At 67.4% G+C, this 19621-nt stretch carries 18 protein-coding genes and 2 tRNA genes; 9 read left to right on the plus strand and 11 right to left on the minus strand.

The window, feature by feature from the left end; translation table 11 throughout:
* From ACIP1U_RS22635 to ACIP1U_RS22665, 7 genes are all read right to left on the minus strand, one after another.
* A partial coding sequence (locus tag ACIP1U_RS22635; RefSeq protein ID WP_400319613.1) for an NAD-dependent epimerase/dehydratase family protein occupies positions 1 to 241 on the minus strand: 241 nt, incomplete at its 3' end.
* Positions 238 to 1167, minus strand: coding sequence for a formyltransferase (locus tag ACIP1U_RS22640; RefSeq protein ID WP_400319616.1), 930 nt, complete (start codon positions 1165 to 1167; stop codon positions 238 to 240). The genes ACIP1U_RS22635 and ACIP1U_RS22640, both read right to left, overlap by 4 nt.
* Positions 1167 to 2159, minus strand: a complete 993-nt coding sequence (locus ACIP1U_RS22645; protein WP_400319619.1) for a glycosyltransferase — start codon at positions 2157 to 2159, stop codon at positions 1167 to 1169. Before ACIP1U_RS22645 ends, ACIP1U_RS22640 begins: the two co-directional genes overlap by 1 nt.
* Positions 2138 to 3307, minus strand: coding sequence for a DegT/DnrJ/EryC1/StrS family aminotransferase (locus ACIP1U_RS22650; protein ID WP_400319621.1), 1170 nt, complete (start codon positions 3305 to 3307; stop codon positions 2138 to 2140). Before ACIP1U_RS22650 ends, ACIP1U_RS22645 begins: the two co-directional genes overlap by 22 nt.
* A gap of 98 nt (positions 3308 to 3405) precedes the next feature.
* The gene (locus tag ACIP1U_RS22655; RefSeq protein ID WP_400319624.1) at positions 3406 to 3777 is read right to left on the minus strand and encodes an EamA family transporter; all 372 of its coding nucleotides are present in this window, start codon (positions 3775 to 3777) and stop codon (positions 3406 to 3408) included.
* Positions 3778 to 3796: 19 nt separating this feature from the next.
* Entirely contained in the window at positions 3797 to 5536 is a 1740-nt protein-coding gene (locus ACIP1U_RS22660) for a glycosyltransferase family 39 protein (protein WP_400319626.1), read from the minus strand.
* A gap of 315 nt (positions 5537 to 5851) precedes the next feature.
* On the minus strand, positions 5852 to 6415 hold the full coding sequence (locus ACIP1U_RS22665; protein ID WP_400319628.1) for an HdeD family acid-resistance protein: 564 nt from the start codon (positions 6413 to 6415) through the stop codon (positions 5852 to 5854).
* A 211-nt stretch (positions 6416 to 6626) separates the two neighbouring features.
* Here ACIP1U_RS22665 and ACIP1U_RS22670 point away from each other — a divergent pair, with 211 nt between their 5' ends.
* The gene (locus ACIP1U_RS22670) at positions 6627 to 7529 is read left to right on the plus strand and encodes a hypothetical protein (RefSeq protein WP_400319630.1); all 903 of its coding nucleotides are present in this window, start codon (positions 6627 to 6629) and stop codon (positions 7527 to 7529) included.
* Between the two features lie 67 nt (positions 7530 to 7596).
* Here the strand turns inward: ACIP1U_RS22670 and ACIP1U_RS22675 are convergent, their stop codons facing one another.
* Positions 7597 to 7905 carry an amino acid ABC transporter permease gene (locus ACIP1U_RS22675; protein ID WP_400319633.1) on the minus strand — a complete coding sequence of 103 codons (309 nt, stop codon included), beginning with the start codon at positions 7903 to 7905 and terminating at the stop codon, positions 7597 to 7599.
* Positions 7906 to 8092: 187 nt separating this feature from the next.
* Positions 8093 to 9034, minus strand: a complete 942-nt coding sequence (locus ACIP1U_RS22680; RefSeq protein ID WP_400319635.1) for an amino acid ABC transporter substrate-binding protein — start codon at positions 9032 to 9034, stop codon at positions 8093 to 8095.
* A 246-nt stretch (positions 9035 to 9280) separates the two neighbouring features.
* Between ACIP1U_RS22680 and ACIP1U_RS22685 the strand changes: the two genes are divergently transcribed.
* From ACIP1U_RS22685 to ACIP1U_RS22715, 7 genes are all read left to right on the plus strand, one after another.
* The gene (locus tag ACIP1U_RS22685; protein WP_400319638.1) at positions 9281 to 10390 is read left to right on the plus strand and encodes an acyltransferase family protein; all 1110 of its coding nucleotides are present in this window, start codon (positions 9281 to 9283) and stop codon (positions 10388 to 10390) included.
* Positions 10391 to 10623: 233 nt separating this feature from the next.
* Positions 10624 to 11862, plus strand: a complete 1239-nt coding sequence (locus ACIP1U_RS22690) for a GTP cyclohydrolase II (RefSeq protein ID WP_400319641.1) — start codon at positions 10624 to 10626, stop codon at positions 11860 to 11862.
* Entirely contained in the window at positions 11859 to 13181 is a 1323-nt protein-coding gene (locus tag ACIP1U_RS22695; protein ID WP_400319644.1) for a URC4/urg3 family protein, read from the plus strand. The genes ACIP1U_RS22690 and ACIP1U_RS22695 overlap by 4 nt, the downstream gene beginning before the upstream one ends.
* A gap of 98 nt (positions 13182 to 13279) precedes the next feature.
* A complete protein-coding gene (gene upp, locus ACIP1U_RS22700; RefSeq protein WP_400319647.1) occupies positions 13280 to 13963 on the plus strand; it encodes a uracil phosphoribosyltransferase in 684 nt (227 codons plus the stop codon).
* Positions 13963 to 14685, plus strand: coding sequence for a TetR/AcrR family transcriptional regulator (locus ACIP1U_RS22705; protein WP_400319650.1), 723 nt, complete (start codon positions 13963 to 13965; stop codon positions 14683 to 14685). Before upp ends, ACIP1U_RS22705 begins: the two co-directional genes overlap by 1 nt.
* A gap of 93 nt (positions 14686 to 14778) precedes the next feature.
* Positions 14779 to 16065: an amidohydrolase family protein gene (locus tag ACIP1U_RS22710; protein WP_400319653.1), complete on the plus strand. Its 1287-nt coding sequence runs from the start codon at positions 14779 to 14781 to the stop codon at positions 16063 to 16065.
* Positions 16066 to 16173: 108 nt separating this feature from the next.
* Positions 16174 to 16260: transfer RNA gene (locus tag ACIP1U_RS22715), tRNA-Leu, on the plus strand.
* A 122-nt stretch (positions 16261 to 16382) separates the two neighbouring features.
* On the opposite strand, the gene ACIP1U_RS22720 is transcribed toward ACIP1U_RS22715, so the two are convergent.
* On the minus strand, positions 16383 to 18197 hold the full coding sequence (locus ACIP1U_RS22720) for a GGDEF domain-containing protein (protein WP_400319655.1): 1815 nt from the start codon (positions 18195 to 18197) through the stop codon (positions 16383 to 16385).
* A gap of 279 nt (positions 18198 to 18476) precedes the next feature.
* Between ACIP1U_RS22720 and ACIP1U_RS22725 the strand changes: the two genes are divergently transcribed.
* Positions 18477 to 19385 carry a hydrolase gene (locus ACIP1U_RS22725; RefSeq protein WP_400319657.1) on the plus strand — a complete coding sequence of 303 codons (909 nt, stop codon included), beginning with the start codon at positions 18477 to 18479 and terminating at the stop codon, positions 19383 to 19385.
* Between the two features lie 102 nt (positions 19386 to 19487).
* Here ACIP1U_RS22725 and ACIP1U_RS22730 read toward each other — a convergent pair.
* A tRNA-Arg gene (locus ACIP1U_RS22730) sits at positions 19488 to 19564 on the minus strand.
* Positions 19565 to 19621: the final 57 nt, after the last annotated feature.

The following is a 19621-nucleotide window of genomic DNA, read 5'->3' on the forward strand; positions in this document are numbered from 1 at the left end:
GCGTGGCGATGGCGACCAGCGGCAGCACCACGTCGCACTTGCGGATGTTGTACTCGATCCACTCCTTGTTGATGGTGATGTCACCTTCGAAGAAGTGCATGCGCGGGTGGTCGACGAGGTCGCCCAGGCGGTCCGTGTTCATGTCCATGCCGTAGACCTCCCACGGCGTGGTTTCCAGGACGCGGCGCGTCAGGTGATGGCCGATGAAACCGTTGACGCCGAGAATCAGGACCTTTTTCATCGGTTTTCCTCGTGGCAATGTTTTCTGAGAATCTGGGAAAAGGCATCGGGCGTGACCGGCGCCCCGTCATGCGCCAGCAATTCGGTCACGAGCACCACGCCCCCATCTCCGCACAGGCCAAGAAGCCTGCCATCATGCACGTGCAGGCCGGGCGGCAACCCGCCGGCGGCGCTTCCGGCCTCGAGGCGGCGCGCACGCGCCACGATAAAGCGCTGTCCGGCCACCTCGGTGAACGCGCCGGGGTAGGGCGGCGCGACCGCGCGGATCAGGTTGTAGACGCTGGCAGCCGGCTGGCTCCAGTCGATGCGGCCATCTTCCGGCTTGCGCCCGGAGAAATAGCTGCCTTCCGCAAGCCGGTTGGGCCGCTGCGGCGTCTGCCCGGCGATCATCGCCGGCAACACGCGCCACAAGGTCTGTTCGGCGGCCACGGTGACCTTTTCAAAGACTTCGCCGGCGGTGTCGTCCGGCAGGATCGGCACGGCGGTCTGGTCGACGATATAGCCGGCGTCGGGCCTGGCCTCCATCGCATGCAGCGTGGCGCCGGTTTCGGTCTCGCCGTGCAGCACCGCCCAGTTCACCGGCACGCGGCCGCGGTACTTCGGCAGCAGCGAGCCGTGCATGTTGAAGGCCCCGCCAGGGGCCAGCGCCAGCACTGCCGCCGGAATCATCGCGCGGTAGTAGAAGGAAAAGATCACGTCCGGACGCGCATCGCGCACGGCCTGCGCGATCGCGGGATCGGCAGGGTCCTCGCCGTAGATAAAGGGAAGGCCCAGCTCCGCGGCGGTGTCCGCCACACGGCGGAACCAGATGTTCTCGTCGGGACGGTCGCGGTGCGTGATGACCAGCGCCACCTCCACGCCGCGCGCATGCAGCACGCGCAGGCAGCGGTCGCCGACATTGTGGTAGCCGAAAACGACGGCGCGCATCATGGCTCCACGCCCTTGCGGGCCAGTGCGGCGTGCGTCGGGTCAGTCTCCAGTACCGCCTGGATGCGATAGCGCGGGCGGTCGCGCACTTCCTGGTAGATGCGGCCGACGTATTCGCCCAGCAGGCCCACGCCGAACAGCAGGATGCCGATCAGGAAGAAGTTCATGGCGAACAGCGTGAACAAACCTTGCACTTCCGAGCCCAGCACGAAGCGCCGCACCAGCAGCATCACGAACAGCACGCCGGAGAACAGCGACAGGATCGTGCCGATCGCCGAGAACCACTGCAGCGGCACGATCGAGAAACCGGTCACCAGGTCGAAATTCAGGCGGATCAGCTGGTACAGCGAATACTTCGATTCCCCCGCATGGCGCTGCTCGTGGCCGACCTCGATCTCGACCGGGTTCGACGCAAAGGTGTAGGCCAGCGCGGGGATAAAGGTGTTGACCTCGCGGCAGGCGTTGATAGTGTCGATCACGTTGCGGTCATAGGCGCGCAGCATGCAGCCCTGGTCCGTCATGCGGATCTTGGTGATGCGCTCGCGCAGCCGGTTCATCGCGCGCGACGCGTAGCGGCGGAACGCCGTGTCGTTGCGCTGGCGGCGGATGGTGCCGACGTAGTCATGGCCGGCGCGCATCGCTTCGACCAGGCGCGGGATTTCTTCCGGCGGGTTCTGCAGGTCGGCGTCGAGGGTGATCACGATCTTGCCGCGGGTGTGCTCGAAGCCCGCCAGGATCGCCATATGCTGGCCGAAGTTGCCGTTGAACAGCACCACCCTGGTGACCTCCGGGCGCTTGTGGAACTGCGCGGCCAGCAGCGCCGCCGAGCGGTCGGTGCTGCCGTCGTTGATGAAGATGATCTCGTAGGACTCGCCCAGGCCATCCAGCGCCGGGTAAAGGCGGTCGAACAGGGCTTGCAGCCCGTCTTCTTCGTTGTAGACCGGAATGACGACCGAAACTTCGACCGGGCTCATTTGGAGAGACGTTTGCATGTTTCGCTGAGGGTTGCACAGACCCGCTCGACGTCGGCGGCTTGCATCGCCGGGAACAGCGGCAGCGTGACGATGCCGCGGCCGATGCGTTCGGCATGCGGCAGCATGCCTTCGCGCCAGCCGAGCGAGCGGTAGTAGGTAAAAAGATGGATAGGCGGATAGTGCACGCCGGTGCCGATGCCGCGCTCGCGCAGGGCTTCCATGACCTGCTGGCGCGCCTGCGCCGGACCGCCCTGCAGGCGCCCGGTCGGCAGCACCACCTGGAACATGTGCCAGTTGGTGGAGGCCTGCGTATCGAGCGGCAGCGGCAACTCGATGCCCAATCCGGCGAGGCCGTGGTCCGCGGCGCAGCGGAAGTACGCCTCCGCCAGTTCGGCGCGGCGTGCGGTGATGGCGTCGAGCTTGCTGAGCTGGGCCAGGCCCACGGCGGCATTGACGTCGGTCAGGTTGAACTTGCCGCCGGGCTCTTCCACGTCCATGCCGTCCATGCCGGTGCGGATCACGCCCTGCAACCGCAGGCGTTCGGCGCGCACCGCTTCTTCCGGCGTGTTCATCACCAGGCAGCCGCCCTCGATGGTGGTGATGTTCTTGTTGGCCTGGAAGCTGAAGCTGACCAGGTCGCCGAAGGCGCCGATGCGCCGGCCCTGCCAGCGCGAGTCGATCGCCTGCGCGGCGTCTTCGATCACGCGCAGGTCATGTTTCGAAGCAATGGCGTAGAGGCGGTCCATGTCGACCGGCAGGCCCGACAGGTACACCGGCATGATCGCGCGCGTGCGCGGCGTGATCGCGGCCTCGACCGCGTCCAGGTCCAGGTTGCGCGTGCGCGGGTCGATGTCGACGAACACCGGGCGTGCGCCGACCGCGATCACCACGTTGGCGGTGGCGACCCAGGTGATCGGCGTGGTGATGACTTCATCGCCGGGGCCGATATCCGCAATGCGCAGCGCGATTTCCATCGTCGCCGAGCCGTTGGCGAAGGTGCGCACCGGGCGTCCGCCGAACAGGTCCGACAGCGCGGCCTCGAAGGCCTGCATTTTCGGCCCGGAAGTGATCCAGCCGGACGCCAGCACCTTGCCGACGTCGGCAATGGCGGCGGCATCGATTTCAGGCCGGACAAAGGGCAGGAAGTCGGGAACTGAAGCAGTCATGGGCTTAGAGAACGAAAAATCGGCGAAAAATCGGTGAAAAATCCGCGAAGAATCGGTCCCGGTCGGTGAGGCAGGGCAGGCAAGCCAGGGCGGCCAGGTCAGGAGCGGGCGATCAGGAAGACGCCAGCCAGTATCAGCAGGATGCCGGCCACGCGCAAGGGGCCGATCATCTCGCCAAACAGCCACCAGGCGGCGAGCGCGTTGACCACGTAGCCGAGCGACAGCATCGGGTAGGCGACCGACACGTCCACGCGCGACAGCCCCACGATCCACACGGCGACGCTGACCACGTACAGTGTCAGGCCGGCCAGCACCGGCCATTGCGTCAGCACGCGCATTGCAGTGACGAGCAGCGTGCCGCGATCCAGCGTGATCGCGCCGATGGCATTGACGCCGGCCTTGAGCAGCAGTTGGGCGGCTGCATTGAGCAGCACGCCGGTAACGATAAACAGGAAAGTCGAAAGCGTCATGGCGCCAGGTCGTGCAGGGTTACTGTCCTTGGGATGGCGCGTGCGGGCCTTCGCCCGGCAGTGCAAAGTTGGCGACTGCCACGCGTCGGCGGTCGCCTGCGATCCGATGCATCGGCACGCCACGTGCTGCCAGCATCTTGTAGGTATCGGGCATCATGATCGCCACGGCGCGCTGGCCGTCCTGCCAGCGCGAGATAAAACCGTCGATGGTGGGAATCCACTTCTGCGGTTCCTGCCCGATGCCGAATTGCAGTTCGTCCTGATGCGCGACCATGATGGCGGTGCGGCGCAGGTAGAACGGCAGCGTATGGTCCAGCATGCCGACGCTGTACAGCGGCATCTGCGGCGTCAGTACGGCATTGATCGCCGGCACCAGGTCCGCGCCGGAACTACGCCGTCCCATCACCTCGTGGCCACGCAGCGCCACCGTGCAGCAGGCGAACATCGCCAGCGCGTATACCACGATGCTGGGAAACACGCCGCGGGTACGCAGCAGCCGCCGGGCAGTCAAGGCCCCGGCCAGCATGATGGCAAACGCAATGGCGAGCCAGATTGTGAATTCGCGGTACACGGCATTAGGCGTGCTTGGCTTGTCCAGCATGGCGACGAAAGGGCACGCCAGCAGCCCGACCGCGCCCAGCGCAATCATGGCATTGACCTGCCAGCGCCACGCGCGTTCCGTGATCGTGTCCAGCGCCACGCCCGCCAGCAGCGCCAGCGCCGGGAAGATCGGCACGATATAGCCCGGCAGCTTGGAACCAGACAGGCTGAAGAACACGAAGATTGCCACGGCCCACAGCGCCGCCAGCAGCGCGGGCTGGAAAGGCCGCGGCGAAGTGCCGCGCGCGACGCCGGCACGCTCGCGCACAGCCCGCCACATCTGCGGCGCCAGCCCCAGCCAGGGCAGGAATCCGGCCAGCAGCAGCGGCACGAAGAACGAGATTGCGCCTTCGCGCTGGTGGACGTGCGAGGTGTAGCGCTGCCAGTGCTCGTGGATAAAGAAGAAATGCGGGAATTCGGGGTTGCGCGCCGACACCAGCCAGAACCACGGCACAGTGACCGCGAGCAGCACCGCCGTGCCGGCCAGCAGATGAAGCCTGCGCCACAGGCCAAAATCGCGCGTGGCGAAGGTATAGACCACCAGCACCAGCCCCGGCAGCGCCAGCCCCACCAGTCCCTTGACCAGCACCGCCACGCCCATGGCGCCCCAGCACGCCAGCATCCAGTTGCGCCGCGCCGTGGGCGTGGCGTCCGGATGCTGCGCGAGCAGCATGCAGGCCAGCACGCACGCCATCGCGCCGGCCAGGGTCATGTCCAGTGAATTGAAGTGCCCCGCAACATTCCACATCGGCGCCGCCACCAGAGCCAGCCCGGCCAGCAGCGCCACGCGCTGCCCATACCACCGCGCCGCGGCCAGCATGGTCACGCCCAGGCCAAGCAGGCCGGACAACGCTACGCACAGGCGCGCCTGCCAGTCGCCGACACCGAACAGCGTATAGGCCAGCGTGGTTACCCACAGGTGGAAGGGCGGTTTCTCGAAGTACTTGAGTTCGTGGTAGCGGATCGTCACCCAGTCGCCGGTGACGAACATCTCGCGTGCGATTTCAGCGTAGCGGCCCTCGTCGGAGCGCAGCAGGTGGCGCATGTCGAGTGTGCCGAACCAGACCAGCAGGACGGCGAGGCTGACCAGCACGACAGCGCTGGTGGTGGTGGCACCAACGGACAGCCCGGCATACCGCGAGGTCGATGAACTACGCATGGAACTCCTGGAAAACGACGGATTGGGATGGTCTTGCGTGGAGGCGCGATGACGGGAAGCCATCACAACGCATCAGGCCGGCCTTTGGTGGACAGCCAACCGGTGGACACCTAACCGGTAGCTTGGTCAAAGCAGACCGGAGCCTTGCAGGATGGCCGCGCCGATGGCTCGTTGCCGAGCGCCCGGGACGCCACAGCCGCGGCGGCGACACGCGCGGCGGGCAATGGTAGCACGGCGGCGGGGGCGTCCCTCGAGTCGCCGGGATCTGGACGACGGGCGTGCTCCGGCGCGGCTGGCGGGCCCGCCGGATGGCGTTCAGGTCGCCTGGATGGCTGCTGCGGCGGGGCGCGCGCGGCGCAGGCGGAACGCGACGCCGATCAGCAGGATGCCGCACACGATGGCCCATGCCCCGATCATCCACAGCACCGCGAGCGCTCCCGCCAGCGGCTGCCACAGCACCAGGAAGGCAAAGGCGATGCTGACCAGGCCGGCCAGGATCAGCCACCACTCGTTGGGAATCTCCTTGCGCAGCCGGATCGCGGCAACGATCTGCAGCACGCCGGTGGCCAGGGACCATACCGCGATATAGACCAGCAGCGACAGCGCGGTGATGGCCGGGCTGAACCACGTCAGCGCGCCCACGCCGAGACCGAGCAGGCCCTGCAGCGCAAGGATCCAGCGGTCACTGGTCTCGCGGTCCTTGCCGGAGATGGCCATGACCAGCGCCATCAGCCCGTCGGCTGCGGCAAACGCGCCGAACACGATCACCAGCGCGGCCAGCGTGGCGATCGGCGCGAAGAACGCGCAAATGCCGAACACCAGCGCAAAGAGGCCGCGCAGGGCGACCACCCACCACAGTTTCGCGTAGTACTGAAGCATGGAACCTCCTTATGGGCCCGCGCGCGGGCCGGTACACGAGAACAGCCCGGCGGTCGCAGATTGGTGGCTCTCGCCGCCGCTATGGGTCAGCGATACGGGTCAGCGAGATAGCCACTTGCACGAAAAACACGAATAATCTGATGGCCAGGCGGACGCCTGGCAGGCCGGGCGCGATATCGGGGGCGCCAGGACATTCTAGACAGGGATTGATGTGAAGACAAAGGCGCAGCATTACCGGATTGCAAGCCTGGCCGCGGTGGCAGGCATGCTGCTGGCTCTGCCGGCGGCGGCGCAGCCCGCCGCGACCGCCGGTGCTGCGGCGACCGCGGTCAGTGCCGCCGCGCAAGTGGCCGCCACGCAGGTGGCTGCGTCGGCGGCGGCCGTACTTTGCAACGCGCCGTGGTTCCGCTCCGGCTCGCATGTGCAGATGGAGGGCGATGGCGCCATGCCGATGTCGATCCGCATGACGCTGCGCGACGTCGGGCGCAGCGCATCCGGCTGCCGCGCGCAGCTGACGGTCAGCTCCAAGTCGGCGATGTCGGCCCTGATGGGGCCGCCGGTGATCATGGAACAGGTGCATGAGGTCGTGATCGACCGGCGCACGCCCAATGACCAGACCAGCATCGAAAGCCAGCGTGCGATCATCAATGCCCGCGCGCGCTATGCGCGCCTGTACGGCGAAGCCTCGTTCCGGGGCAAGGGCGTTTTCAACTACGCCGGCATGGACCTGCGCGAAGGCAGCACGCTCGACGGCGAGACATTTCAGTCCAGCGTGTCGCTCAAGGTCTATCCCCTGGGCTCCGACGAAGTGGTCAGCACCATGCGGGCGCTGCATGCATCGATCCATATCGGCTCGCGCCAGGTCGGCCGGCGCCAGGCGATCGAGACCGTGATGGGGCGCAAGGAGTGCCTGCCGATCACCTATGAGAAGCGCACTTCGCTGGGGCCGGTGCTGGTGGGCGAGGAAGTCGTGCAGGTCGAGCCCTCGGTGATGCACGTGACCGACTGGTACTGTCCGTCAGATGCCTTCGTGCTGCGCACCGAGGTGCGGCAGGATGGCAATGTGCAGCGCATCGACGTCACCGCGCTGGAGCGCGACACGCAGGCGCCATAAGCAGTCCTTGGCCTGCGCAGCCGCAAAAAACCCGCCTCGGCGGGTTTTTTGCTGGAGCCATTGCCGTTCAGCTGGCGGCCTGCGCGGGAGCGGCTTTCTTCTTGGCCTTCTGCTTGGTCGACTTCTTGGCCGGTTTCTGCTCTGAGGCCGGTGCGGCGGGATTCAGGTCGCTGCGCGTGCTCTTGTTGGCGCCCTGGCTGTACGGGTCGAACTTGTCGCCGGCCTTGGCACCCTGCGAGTACGGGTCGAACTTCTCGCCCGACTTGGCACCCTGGGAATACGGATCGAACTGCTTCTTGCCGGTGCCCTGCGCGTGGGCGGCCAGCGAGGCGGCGCCGAGGCAGAGTGCGATCGCGGTCGCGACAAACTTGTTCATGGTTTCTCCTGAGAAATGCCGCCGTCGGGCGGTCGTGTATGTGGCCTATCCCACGCAGGGATGGCTCGGGCCAGTGTCGCCAACATCGTTTGTCACTGTCAACTTGGGGCTTGCCCGGCGCGGCACTCTCATGGAAACCCTGAATTGCGGACCCAGACCGGTTGCGGTCGGGCCTCCCTGACCGGGATTACTCGGTAACGGCGTCCGAGGGGTGCTTCCACGCCGCGCGCACCTCGCCCGACGGCGCCAGCGCCAGGTTGATGCCGCGGCTGCCGATCGGCTGCTGGAACCAGCGCTTTTGCAGCGCGATCACATCCGGGCCGGTGAAGGCCGTGGCCAGGGTCTGGTCGACCAGGCGTTTCCATTCCGGGTCGGCCTTGGACAACATCAGCGCGTTCTGCTCGATCGACATCGACGGGCCCACGATCACGTACTGCGACGGATCCTTGGCGCGCGCGCGCAGCCCGGCCAGCAGCACGTCATCCATCACGAAAGCCTGGGCTCGGCCGGTTTCGAGCAGGAGGAACGACTCGCCATGGTCCTTGGCGTAGACGTCGTGGTAGCCGTACTGGTCCTTCAGGCGGCGTACGTGGCGGTCGCCGGTCGAGCCCGCGCTGGTGACCACGGTCTTGCCGCGCAGATCGCCGAGCGAGCGGATGCCAGAGTCGGCGCGGACCAGCATGCGCACGGTCGAGACATAGTGCGAGACGCTGAAGGCCACCTGCTTCTGGCGCTCAAGCGAGTTGGTGTTGGGGGCGCAATCGAGGTCGACCAGGCCGTTGACCACCGCCGGAATACGGTTCTGCGGCGTCAGTGGCATCCAGCGCACTTTCAGGTCTTTCAAGCCCAGCTTCTGGCGCGCCGCTTCTGCGGCGCGCAGGCACAGGTCGACCGCATAGCCGGCCGGTTGGCCCTTGTCGTCGGCAAAAGAAAAGGGCAGCGCCGATTCGCGGTAGCCCAGCACGATGGTGCCGGAATCGCGGATCTTGTCGAGCAGTGGAGTTTGCGGCTGGGCATTGGCTACAGCCGGTGTCAGTGCGGAGGCCATGACGCAGAAGGCGAGCGCCGCCAGGGGGCGACGCGCGTCGGACAAGCGGGCAAGCAGGGAAGACAGGGCAGAGACGGACATTCGGAAACCAGATAGCTGGCCGGCGGTGCGGCAAAGACGCTAGGGTATACCCGGGTCTTGGCTGAGCGAAGGATAAAGTCGTCATAAGCAAATGCTTCTTTGCTGAGACATGAAGTCCAAGGCGAGCAATCAGCAACAATCGCTGCCAGTGTGTAACCAATCCGCAATTTGTGGATGTAACGCCACATTTCAATCAGGGCAAACGGGTAGAATCGCGCCTTCCGTGCGCTTCATATTCCAAAAGCAATGAGCCCCCGTCCGTCACGCCTGCCTTGCATCGACGCGCTCAAGGCGGTCAGCTCCCAGCTGATCGTGCTGCATCACCTCGCTTTCTACGGGCCGATGTCCGATACGGCCTACCGCCTCGCCCCGGGGCTGGTGGACTGGCTGTACGACTATGCCCGCATCGCGGTCCAGGTGTTCCTGGTGATCAGCGGCTTCCTGGCGGCGCGCAGCCTGGCACCGCATGGCAGGCTGGAAATCCGCGAACATCCGCTGGCGATGCTGTGGCGCCGTTACCTGAAGCTGGTGGTGCCCTTCGCCGCCGCGCTGTTGCTGAGCATTGCCGGCGCCGCGCTGGCGCGGCAGTGGATGATCCATGAATCGATCCCGGCACCTCCGCACCTGACGCAGTTCCTGGCGCACCTCACGCTGCTGCATAACGTCCTCGACGTCGATGCGTTGTCGGCCGGTGTCTGGTACGTCGCGATCGATCTCCAGCTGTTTGGCCTGCTGCTGGTGTCGCTGTGGGCCGCACGCGCCTTTGCGCCGCGCCAGGCGCAGGCGGGTGCCGCTGCCGGCATTGGCGTGGTTGCGCTGCTGGCGGTCGCGTCGCTGTTCTGGTTCAACCGCGATGCCGCCTGGGATATCTGGGCGGTGTACTTCTTCGGCGCCTATGGCATGGGCACGCTGGCATGGTGGGCCTCGAACCCGGGCCGGTCGGCCATGCCGCTGCTGGTGCTCGGCGCGGTGGCGCTGGCGGCGCTGATCGTCGATTTCCGCTTGCGTATCGCCGTGGCGCTGGCCACCGCGCTGCTGCTGGCGATCGCCCGCCGCGGCGGCTGGATGGAGCGCTGGCCGCGCGGCGATGTGGTCGGCTTCTTCGGCCGCATTTCCTATTCGGTTTTCCTGGTGCACTTTCCGGTGTGCCTGCTGGTCAATGCGCTGGTGTTGAACCTTGCGCCGGGGCAGCCGGTGCTGAACGCGCTGGGCATGGCGGCGGCGTGGGCGCTGAGCAACGTCGCCGGCGCGCTGTTTCACCGCTACGTGGAAAGCGCGAGCCCGCAGGCCGCGCTGCGCGCGGCGCGGGCCTGGCTGTCGCAAGCGCGCGGCTCGGCGAGCCGTCCTTCCATGTAAGCCTTGCAAGCCTGCGCGCTGGGCAGATTGCCTCCTGCTGGTGCGCGCGCACCGTTGGCGTCACGTCCCCGGCACGCCGTCCGTGCATGCGCGCCGCCCCGCTTGCGTACGGCGCCATACAGAGCACGGCAAAACTCGCGTAAACCGGCATTGGGCGATGGCATGAACGTTGCCTAGTATGGAATCGTAAACCTGACCGTTTGGTCAGGATTCCATCGGGAACCGAGGGTGTCATGTCCGACCATATCGTCCTCACTTCGCACGCGCGCCGCGACAAGCCGGCCGAGCCGATCCACTGGGGTGCGCCCACCGCCGCCGAACGCGGACCAGTGATCGCCAGCCTGACGAATCCCGCGCAGCGCAACGTGATCGGCACCCATGCCGGCGCCTATGCCATCTACCGCGCGCTGGCGGTGGCCTCCGGCTCACTGCAGCGCGACCATCGTCCCGACCTGACGGATACCGCGCCTGCCGAGTCGATCGGCCCGCACCCGCAATGGGCCGATCCGGAAAAGATCGTTTCGCTCGATCCCTGGGGCCACCTCGTTTCGTCCGTCTTCGCCGACCGCATCGCGGCGGGCGTGGATATCCGCCCCACCATCGCCGTCACGCGCGCGCATATCAACATGCCTGAGCTGATATCGGCGATGGCTGCCGGCCGGCTGACGCCGGACGGCAGCATCCTCTATGCCAACGGCGACGTGCGCGTGACCAAGGCAGCGGTCGATCCGGTCTGGTACCTGCCAGGGCTGGCGGCGCGCTTCGGCATCAAGGAAAGCGCGTTGCGGCGCGGCCTGTTCGAGCAGACCGGCGGCATGTTCCCGGAGTTGGTCACGCGGCCCGACCTCAAAGTGTTCCTGCCGCCCATCGGCGGCATGACACTGTACTTTTTCGGCGACGTCAGTCAGCTCGGCAAGCCCGAGACAAGAGTGGCCTGCCGCGTGCACGATGAATGCAACGGATCCGACGTGTTCGGGTCAGACATCTGTACCTGCCGGCCGTACCTGGCACATGGCATCGAGGTGTGCATCGAGATGGCGCAGCAGGGCGGTGTCGGGCTGGTGGTCTACAACCGCAAGGAGGGCCGCGCGCTGGGCGAGGTGACCAAGTTCCTGGTCTACAACGCCCGCAAGCGGCAGGCGGGCGGCGACCGGGCCGAGACTTACTTTGCCCGCACCGAATGCGTGGCAGGCGTGCAGGACATGCGTTTCCAGGAACTGATGCCGGATGTGTTCCACTGGCTGGGCATCCGCCGCATCGACCGCTGGGCGTCGATGAGCAACATGAAGCATGGCGCGCTGGTGGCGCAGGGGATCGAGGTGGTCGAGCAGGTGGCGATCCCCGAAGCCCTGATCCCGGCGGACGCCCGTGTCGAGATCGACGCCAAGGTGGCGGCCGGCTACTTTACGCGTTACACGCCGCCGGATGCCGATGAACTGGCCCTGGCAAAGGGCAGGGGGTTGAACGAATGACAATGTATCCCGAAGAGGATCGTGGCGGCATGGACCGTCGGGGAGCAGGCGAGGAAATGCGTCCGGGCGCGGGCTGGCTCAGCCCCGTGCCGGAAGGGCACCCCGCTTCGGCGCTGCTGTGCGCCGAAGCCGTGCGCACGCATTGCGCGGCGGTCACCGAGCACGTGGCCAGCGGCGCGTCCAAATTGTTTACGTGGCACCCCGACCGCATCCACGCGATCGCCGATTACGTGGCCAGCACCATCCGGCAGCGCTATCCGGACCTGCAGGTGCCTTACCACAGCCGCTGGCGCCACTTCGAGAGCGGTGGCGTCGACCAGCGCGCGGACCGCTGGCAGGTGCTGTGCGAGCGTGCCGGCCTGAGCGGGCCCGAGCACCGCGAAGCGCGCGCGCGCATCGGCATCGACCTGGTGATCCCGAGCGTACTGCTCGACGCCGGCGCGGGCCCCGACTGGCGCTACCGCGACCCGGCCAGCGACCTTGTGCTGACCCGCTCCGAAGGGCTGGGCGTGGCCAGCTTCGTCCTGTTCGCACGTGGCGGCTTCTCCGCGGCGCCCGGCGACCCGCTGCGCGCGGACGCCGAGCGGCTGCAGCGCATCGACGCCGACAGCATCGCCCACGCCTTCCAGGTGGCGCAGCACAACCCGCTGGTGGGGCTGGAAGGCCGCGCCGGGCTGCTGCGCCGGCTGGGCGAGGTGATGGAAGCTACGCCGGCGCTGTTCGGGCGGCCTGCGCGCCTGGGCAACATGTTCGACTACCTGAAGGCGCATGCGGTCAACGAACGGCTCGATGCCAGTTTTCTGCTGCGCACGCTGCTGGTGGGGCTGGGGCCGGTCTGGCCGGGACGCATCGTGATCGAGGGTGTGTCCCTGGGCGATTGCTGGCGCCATCCGGCCGCGCCCGGCGGGCTGGTGCCGTTCCACAAGCTCACGCAGTGGCTGACCTATTCGCTGCTGGAACCGCTGGAGGACGCGGGCCTGACGGTCACCGGGCTGGATGCGCTGACCGGGCTGCCCGAATACCGCAACGGCGGCCTGTTGTTCGACTTCGAACTGATGGTGCCGCGCGATGCGTCCTTTGCCACCGAGCCGCACGCGGTGGACGAGCCCGTGATCGTCGAGTGGCGCGCGCTGACCGTGACTGGCCTCGACCTGGTGGCCGATGGCGTGCGCCAGGCGCTGGGACTGGCGGAAGCCGACTTCCCGCTGGCGCGCGTGCTGGAGGGCGGCACCTGGGCCGCGGGCCGGCGCATCGCCGCCAAGCGGCGCCCGGGCGGTGCGCCGCCGTTCAGCATCATCAGCGACGGCACCGTGTTCTGAGCACGGCGGGCGCCCCTGCGCCCGCCGCGATTGCGGCCGCAATCAGCAAGGTTTGCGTTGGATAACGTGGCATCAAACATGGCATCAGGAGCGTACCCATGAACGACATGTCCGCTGTTCCCGATGTAGCCGGCAGTGACGACGATGCCGGCATGCCCGGCGTGCTGGTCGTCGACCATCCGCTCGTGCAGCACAAGGTCACGCTGGCGCGCAGCGAGGAAACCACCACCGATAATTTCCGCCGCCTGGTGCGCGAGATCAGCCAGTTGCTGACCTATGAAGCCACGCGCGACCTGGCGATGGAGACCATCGCCATCCGCACCCCGATTGCGCCGACGCAGTCGCGCGTGCTGGCGGGCAAAAAGTTGTGCCTGGTGTCGATCCTGCGCGCCGGCAATGGCTTCATCGACGGCATGCTGGAACTGCTGCCGGCGGCGCGCGTCGGTCATATCGGGCTGTACCGCGACCCCGAGACGCTCGAGCCGATCGAGTACTACTTCAAGATGCCGGAAGATATCAACGAGCGCATGGTCATCGTGGTCGATCCGATGCTGGCCACAGGCAATTCGGCCATTGCCGCGCTGAACCGGCTGAAGGAGGCGGGCGTCACCACCATGAAATACGTGTGCCTGATCGCCTCGCGACCGGGCTTGCGCGCGCTGCGTGCCGCCCATCCCGAGGTGGGCATCGTTACCGCCGCGATCGACGACACGCTCAACGAGCACGGCTATATCGTGCCCGGCCTGGGCGATGCCGGCGACCGCCTCTACGGCACACGCTGATGGACCCGCGCGCCAGCGCCACGCCGCGCCGGGCGCTGCCAATGCATGGCGCGCCGCTTGTGCGCGAAGGTCCTGCCGGCCGCATCCGGCAGGAGAACCAGGCCATGATCGTGCGCGCGGCCGAGTATGTGTTCGCGCGCGCGGGGTTTGCCGGCGCCACCATGGCCGAGATCGCGGCGCGTGCCGGCGTGCCCAAGTCGAACCTGCACTACTACTTCCGCACCAAGCAGGCGCTGTACCGTGCGGTGCTGGCCCACACGCTGCAACTGTGGCTGTCGGAGACCGATATCATCCGTGCCGAACTTCCGCCGCAGGTGGCGCTGGAGCAGTACATCCGCGCCAAGATGCGGCTGTCCGCCAGCCATCCCGATGCCTCGCGCGTGTTTGCCAACGAGTTGCTGCACGGCGCGCCGGAGATCGGCGAGATCCTGCGCCATGCGCTGCGCGAACTGGTGGCGCGCAAGGCCGCGGTGGTGCAGCAATGGATCGACAGCGGCCAGATGGCGCCGGTGGACCCGCAGCATTTGTTCTTCACCATCTGGGCCGCAACGCAGACCTATGCCGATTTCGAGTCGCAGGTCTGCGCGGTGCTAGGCGTGAGCCAACTGGGGCGGCAGGACTATGCGCAGGCGACCGAGCACCTGGTGGCGCTGCTGCTGCGCGGCTGCGGCCTCGCGCCCGAAGCCATGACCATGCAGGTGCTGGCTGACGGGCAGGGGTGAGCGCATCGTCCGCACTCACGCTACCTGCGCCCGCGCGGCCATGCGATCATGCGCCGTGCTTCTTCGTCTGAACCTTTCCCGGCAAGAGACGCCATGCTCGACCTGATCCTGCGGCACTGCAACCTGCCCGACGGGCGCACCGGCATCGATATCGGCATTGCCAACGGCCGCATCGCCGCGGTGGAACCGGCGCTGGCCGCGCGGGCTGCCGAGGAAATCGATGCCGCCGGCCAATTGGTGACGCCACCGTTCGTCGACGCGCATTTCCATATGGACTCGACGCTGTCGTACGGGCTGCCGCGCGTCAACCAGTCCGGCACGCTGCTCGAAGGGATTTCGCTGTGGGGCGAACTCAAGCCGCTGCTGACGCAGGAAGCGCTGGTCGAACGCGCGCTGACCTACTGCGACTGGGCGGTGGCGCGCGGGCTGCTGGCCATCCGCTCGCATGTCGACGTCTGCGATCCGCGCCTGCTCGCGGTGGAAGCGCTGTTGCACGTGCGCGAGCGCGTGCGTCCTTACCTCGACCTGCAACTGGTGGCGTTCCCGCAGGACGGCGTGTTGCGCGCGCCCGGCGCCATGCAGAACCTGACGCGCGCGCTCGACATGGGCGTCGACGTGGTCGGCGGCATCCCGCATTTCGAGCGCACCATGGCGCAGGGCGCGGAATCGGTGCGGCTGCTGTGCGAGCTGGCGGCCGAGCGCGGGCTGCGCGTCGACATGCATTGCGACGAAAGCGACGACCCGCTGTCGCGCCATATCGAAACGCTGGCGAGCGAGACGGTGCGGCTCGGCCTGCATGGCCGCGTGGCCGGCTCGCACCTGACCTCGATGCACTCGATGGACAACTACTACGTGTCCAAGCTCATTCCGCTGATGCGCGAGTCCGGCGTGGCGGCGATCGCCAACCCCCTGATCAACATCACGCTGCAGGGCAGGCACGACAGCTACCCGAAGCGCCGCGGCATGACGCGCGTGCCGGAACTGCTGGCGGCGGGCGTGCCGGTCGCGTTCGGCCACGACTGCGTGATGGACCCGTGGTACGGCCTGGGCTCGGGCGATATGCTGGAAGTCGCGCATATGGGCCTGCACGTGGCGCAGATGACCGGGCAGGAGGCGATGCGTGCCTGCTTTGCCGCCGTGACCGCGACGCCGGCGCAAATCCTTGGTCTGGACGGCTACGGCATCGCGCCGGGCTGCCGGGCGGACCTGGTGCTGCTGCAGGCGCGCGATGCGGTCGAGGCGATCCGGCTGCGCGCCACGCGGCTGCGCGTGCTGCGTGCCGGCAAGACCATCGCCGGCACGCCGCCGGCGATGGCGGCGCTGCAATTGCCCGGGCGGCCGGCGCAAGTGGACTTCATGCGGCGGGGTGGCGAGCAGTAGGTGCATGCGGCATGTCCGCGAAGATTTTTGCCGGTGGCTGTTGACAGCGTCGGATATGGGCGGCATAATTTCTTTCTTCGCATCGCAGCAGCAATGCAGCGAGACGAAGCCCAGATGGCGGAATTGGTAGACGCACTAGGTTCAGGTCCTAGCGGTGGCAACACTGTGGAGGTTCGAGTCCTCTTCTGGGCACCAATATTTTGAAAGGCTCGCGCAAGCGAGCCTTTCGTCGTTTACGGTCGCAATCGCGGTCGAGATTGCGGCCGAAACCGCGGCCGAGATCGCAGGTCCAGCCGATCGATATTCCACCGGCAAGCTCAGGCTGCCGGTGCTCCTGCGTTGCTCTGCGCTTCGCGCACGCAATTGCGCCCCTCCGCCTTGGCCCGGTACATCGCGGCATCGGCCGCGGCGAACAGCTGCTGCCAGTGACGTGCCCCGCCGTGCCCGCTGGCGACGCCGAAACTGGCCGTCACATGCAGCGACTTGCCGCCGGGCATGCGCACCGGGCCACGGGCGAGCGCCGCGCGCAGCGCTTCGGCCTGCGCGGCGGCTTCGCCCGGGCGGCCATGCGGCAGCAGCAGCGCGAATTCCTCTCCGCCAAAGCGGGCCAGCACGCTGTCCGGCGGCACCAGCGCGCGCATCAGCGTCGCCACCTCGCGCAACACCTCATCGCCGGCCGCATGGCCATGGCGGTCATTGATCTGCTTGAAGCGATCGACATCGATCAGCACCAGGCTGGCACTGTTATGTGCCGGGTAGCGGGCCGCCACCAGTTCCAGCGCGCGCCGGTTCAGCAGCCCGGTGAGGCTGTCGGTGCGCGCCTGGTGCTCCAGCTGCGCCGTCAGCGAGGCGCGTTCGCGCAGCTTGCGGCGCAGGATATCGATGGCATCGAACAGGGGCCGCATCTCCGTTGCGCGCGTGACCAGCGCAGGTGGCGCGGTGTAGTCGGGATGGCCGCGCTCCTCGGCCAGGCCGATCACTTCGGCTCGCGCGCGCAGCAATGGCAGGAACACCGAGCGCTGCGCGAACACCAGGATGTAGCCGAGCACGGCGAGGATCAGCGCCGTCGCGCCGCAGGCGGCAGCCAGCTCGCGCAGCGCCTGCGCGCGCGTGGCGGTGAAATGCGCGACCACCTCGTCCAGGAACACGCGGCGCAGCCGCTCCAGCGGCTCCAGCGTGCGCACGTAGCGATTCGTCAGTTCCTCGGGCGTCATCGAATAACGGCCCGATACACGTCCTTGCGCGACCAGGCTGTCGATCATCGCCATGCCCTGTCCGAAAAACTGGTGATTCGTGTCGGCGTAGGCGTGCTCCAGCGCGGGCGATTCGCCGAACATGTTGTAGGCGGGCCCGGCCAGCTGCCACAGTTCGAGCAGCCGTCCGCGCGAGCGCGTGGCATCGACCAGGCTCTGCACCGGCATCGGCTGCCGCGCCGCCACGGGCGCCATGATCTGCGAGGCGATGCGCCCGCCATACTCGCGCAGGTCGCCCAGCATCTTGCCGGTCAGCGCGGGCGCGGCGAGGCCTTCGTGGCACGCGGACAACTCGCGCACCTGCCAGGCGATAGCGGGCTGCAGCATGTCGACCACGTCGAACATGCTTTCGATCGCCAGGCGGATCGCGTCCATGTCGCGTTCTGCAAGCGGGCGCGCGGCCAGTTGGTCGATCTCGGTGCGCGCGCGCTGCAGCCGCTCGCGCACGCGCTCGACCATCAGCGGCGGCAGGTGGTGGCTGTGCAGGCCGAAGGGCGGCGCGGGCGGTGCGGCCAGGCGCTGCAGCGCGGCGTCGCTGAGCGCGCGCATGGCACGCAGCCGCGCACGCGCGGCGCTGTCGGCCAGCGGCGCTTCGCCCAGCACGCTGTTGGCGGGCCCGCGTTCGGCGGACAGCACATTGGCGGCGTCGAGCACGCCACGGTATGCCGAGACGTCGTAGAGGTTCTGCCGTGCGGCCATGAAGGTGCCGAACGAGCGCGCGATCACCAGCGCGGCCAGCACGAGCGTGCAAAGGCCGCCGACCGCGGTGGCGATCGCCAGCTTGCGCTGCAGGCTGCCGGCGCGACGCGCCGCCACCACCGTCGCCGTCGCGGTCTCCGCCGCCGTGTTACCCCGGCGCGCGCGTCGCCACCGTGCCATGGGTTCTGCTCCCGGCGGCTGCGTGCCGGGCAATGCGTGGAAGATTTGTCATTCCCGCCATTATTGACGAAAAAGGCTCATCTAAAGCGCAACGCCGCGGCGATTTGATCCGGGCTATCCATGGCGAGGTGCGTAGCCGCATGTCCGGCCGCGGCCGTTGTCCGAAACACGGCCATTGCCACTGCGCGGACACGAACACTCCCCGCTTACGCAAGCAGGCGGATTGTCCTATGCTCAAGCTCATCGGGCAGGCAGATATAACGTCCGAAGGTGGTTGCCATGACTATGGTCTTGTCATCATCGAGAGAGAGGGAGGAGGCGGGATCTTGCCCCGGTTGGCACCCGTGTGCCACGCATCCGGGTCCGATCCTGCACCACCTGCAATGCTGCAGCATCCTGGCCGTGCTGATGTGTGCGCTGGCCCACGCGGATGATGCGGTTCCCGAAAGGGCGGGCGGCAGCCAGGGCCTCTCCGGCTGGGACCAGCCGCTGCAGGCTCAGGCCGCGGAGGTGCCCGACACGCTGACGGCGGCGGCCGACATATCCGCCATGGCGCCCACTTTCTCCAGTGCTCCCGAACCGGTTGCCGTCGAGTATGCGGAGCGAACGCCCGAGTATTCGCCGCCGTTGCCGCTGGCAATGGGTGTGGGGCCGGACGACGATGCGCCGGGCCTCGCCGCGGTGGATCGCGATCTCGTCGCCATGGCCGAACGCCCGCGCCGCCTGACGCTGCACCTGGATGATGTCACCAGCGCCGGCGGCTTTGTCGACGGCCGCGTGCGCACCATGGCGCTGGCTGTCGATGCCGTGGTGCCGCGCGGCGGTGGCCTGACAATCCAGCCGCGGTTGCAGCTGGCCTACCAGCCTGGCATGTCTCCGGTCAGCGGCGTGCAGGCGCAAGGCATGCCTGGCGATTCCAGCGCCACCGGCATCGGCGTACGGCTCTATGGCGCGCAGCCGACGCGGCTGGCCGGCATCTATCCGTTCGTTGAAGCCGACTGGTGGCAGGACAGCCGCAAGCAGAGCATCAACATCAATGGCACCAGGATCGATGCCGACCTCCTGCGCGGGCTGTTCTCGTTCAACATCGGCGCGCACGGCAACACGAAGACCGGCGTGAAGCTGTGGTTCAAGGTGAGGGCGGGGCGTAATCCAAGCGGTACGGTTGGCGCGAGGTACCGGTGGTAGTTTCAGAGTGCCGGCGAGCGCTTGCGCAAAGGATGGGGCGCAGCCTCGCCGCCATGAAAAAAGGGCTTCCGTTTCCGGAAGCCCTTTTCCCTTCTGCATAGGTGGCGCGGCTGGCAGGATTCGAACCCACGACCCCTTGGTTCGTAGCCAAGTACTCTATCCAACTGAGCTACAGCCGCACACGAGAGGCCGAATTGTAGCGGAATTTCGGGATTGCGCAAGTGGGGTACGCGAAA

It is taken from the genome of Cupriavidus sp. NPDC089707 (assembly GCF_044748965.1).
Lineage (GTDB): Bacteria > Pseudomonadota > Gammaproteobacteria > Burkholderiales > Burkholderiaceae > Cupriavidus.

What these genes read in the sequence shown, in the direction of transcription:
- ACIP1U_RS22685 (WP_400319638.1), top strand. Translation starts at nt 9,281, where the DNA reads ATGAGCCCCCGTCCGTCACGCCTGCCTTGCATCGACGCGCTCAAGGCG.
- ACIP1U_RS22660 (WP_400319626.1), bottom strand. Translation starts at nt 5,536, where the DNA reads ATGCGTAGTTCATCGACCTCGCGGTATGCCGGGCTGTCCGTTGGTGCC.
- ACIP1U_RS22720 (WP_400319655.1), bottom strand. Translation starts at nt 18,197, where the DNA reads ATGGCACGGTGGCGACGCGCGCGCCGGGGTAACACGGCGGCGGAGACC.
- ACIP1U_RS22645 (WP_400319619.1), bottom strand. Translation starts at nt 2,159, where the DNA reads ATGCAAACGTCTCTCCAAATGAGCCCGGTCGAAGTTTCGGTCGTCATT.
- ACIP1U_RS22665 (WP_400319628.1), bottom strand. Translation starts at nt 6,415, where the DNA reads ATGCTTCAGTACTACGCGAAACTGTGGTGGGTGGTCGCCCTGCGCGGC.
- ACIP1U_RS22640 (WP_400319616.1), bottom strand. Translation starts at nt 1,167, where the DNA reads ATGCGCGCCGTCGTTTTCGGCTACCACAATGTCGGCGACCGCTGCCTG.
- ACIP1U_RS22705 (WP_400319650.1), top strand. Translation starts at nt 13,963, where the DNA reads ATGGACCCGCGCGCCAGCGCCACGCCGCGCCGGGCGCTGCCAATGCAT.
- ACIP1U_RS22725 (WP_400319657.1), top strand. Translation starts at nt 18,477, where the DNA reads ATGACTATGGTCTTGTCATCATCGAGAGAGAGGGAGGAGGCGGGATCT.
- ACIP1U_RS22680 (WP_400319635.1), bottom strand. Translation starts at nt 9,034, where the DNA reads ATGTCCGTCTCTGCCCTGTCTTCCCTGCTTGCCCGCTTGTCCGACGCG.
- ACIP1U_RS22650 (WP_400319621.1), bottom strand. Translation starts at nt 3,307, where the DNA reads ATGACTGCTTCAGTTCCCGACTTCCTGCCCTTTGTCCGGCCTGAAATC.
- upp (WP_400319647.1), top strand. Translation starts at nt 13,280, where the DNA reads ATGAACGACATGTCCGCTGTTCCCGATGTAGCCGGCAGTGACGACGAT.
- ACIP1U_RS22695 (WP_400319644.1), top strand. Translation starts at nt 11,859, where the DNA reads ATGACAATGTATCCCGAAGAGGATCGTGGCGGCATGGACCGTCGGGGA.
- ACIP1U_RS22710 (WP_400319653.1), top strand. Translation starts at nt 14,779, where the DNA reads ATGCTCGACCTGATCCTGCGGCACTGCAACCTGCCCGACGGGCGCACC.
- ACIP1U_RS22655 (WP_400319624.1), bottom strand. Translation starts at nt 3,777, where the DNA reads ATGACGCTTTCGACTTTCCTGTTTATCGTTACCGGCGTGCTGCTCAAT.
- ACIP1U_RS22675 (WP_400319633.1), bottom strand. Translation starts at nt 7,905, where the DNA reads ATGAACAAGTTTGTCGCGACCGCGATCGCACTCTGCCTCGGCGCCGCC.
- ACIP1U_RS22690 (WP_400319641.1), top strand. Translation starts at nt 10,624, where the DNA reads ATGTCCGACCATATCGTCCTCACTTCGCACGCGCGCCGCGACAAGCCG.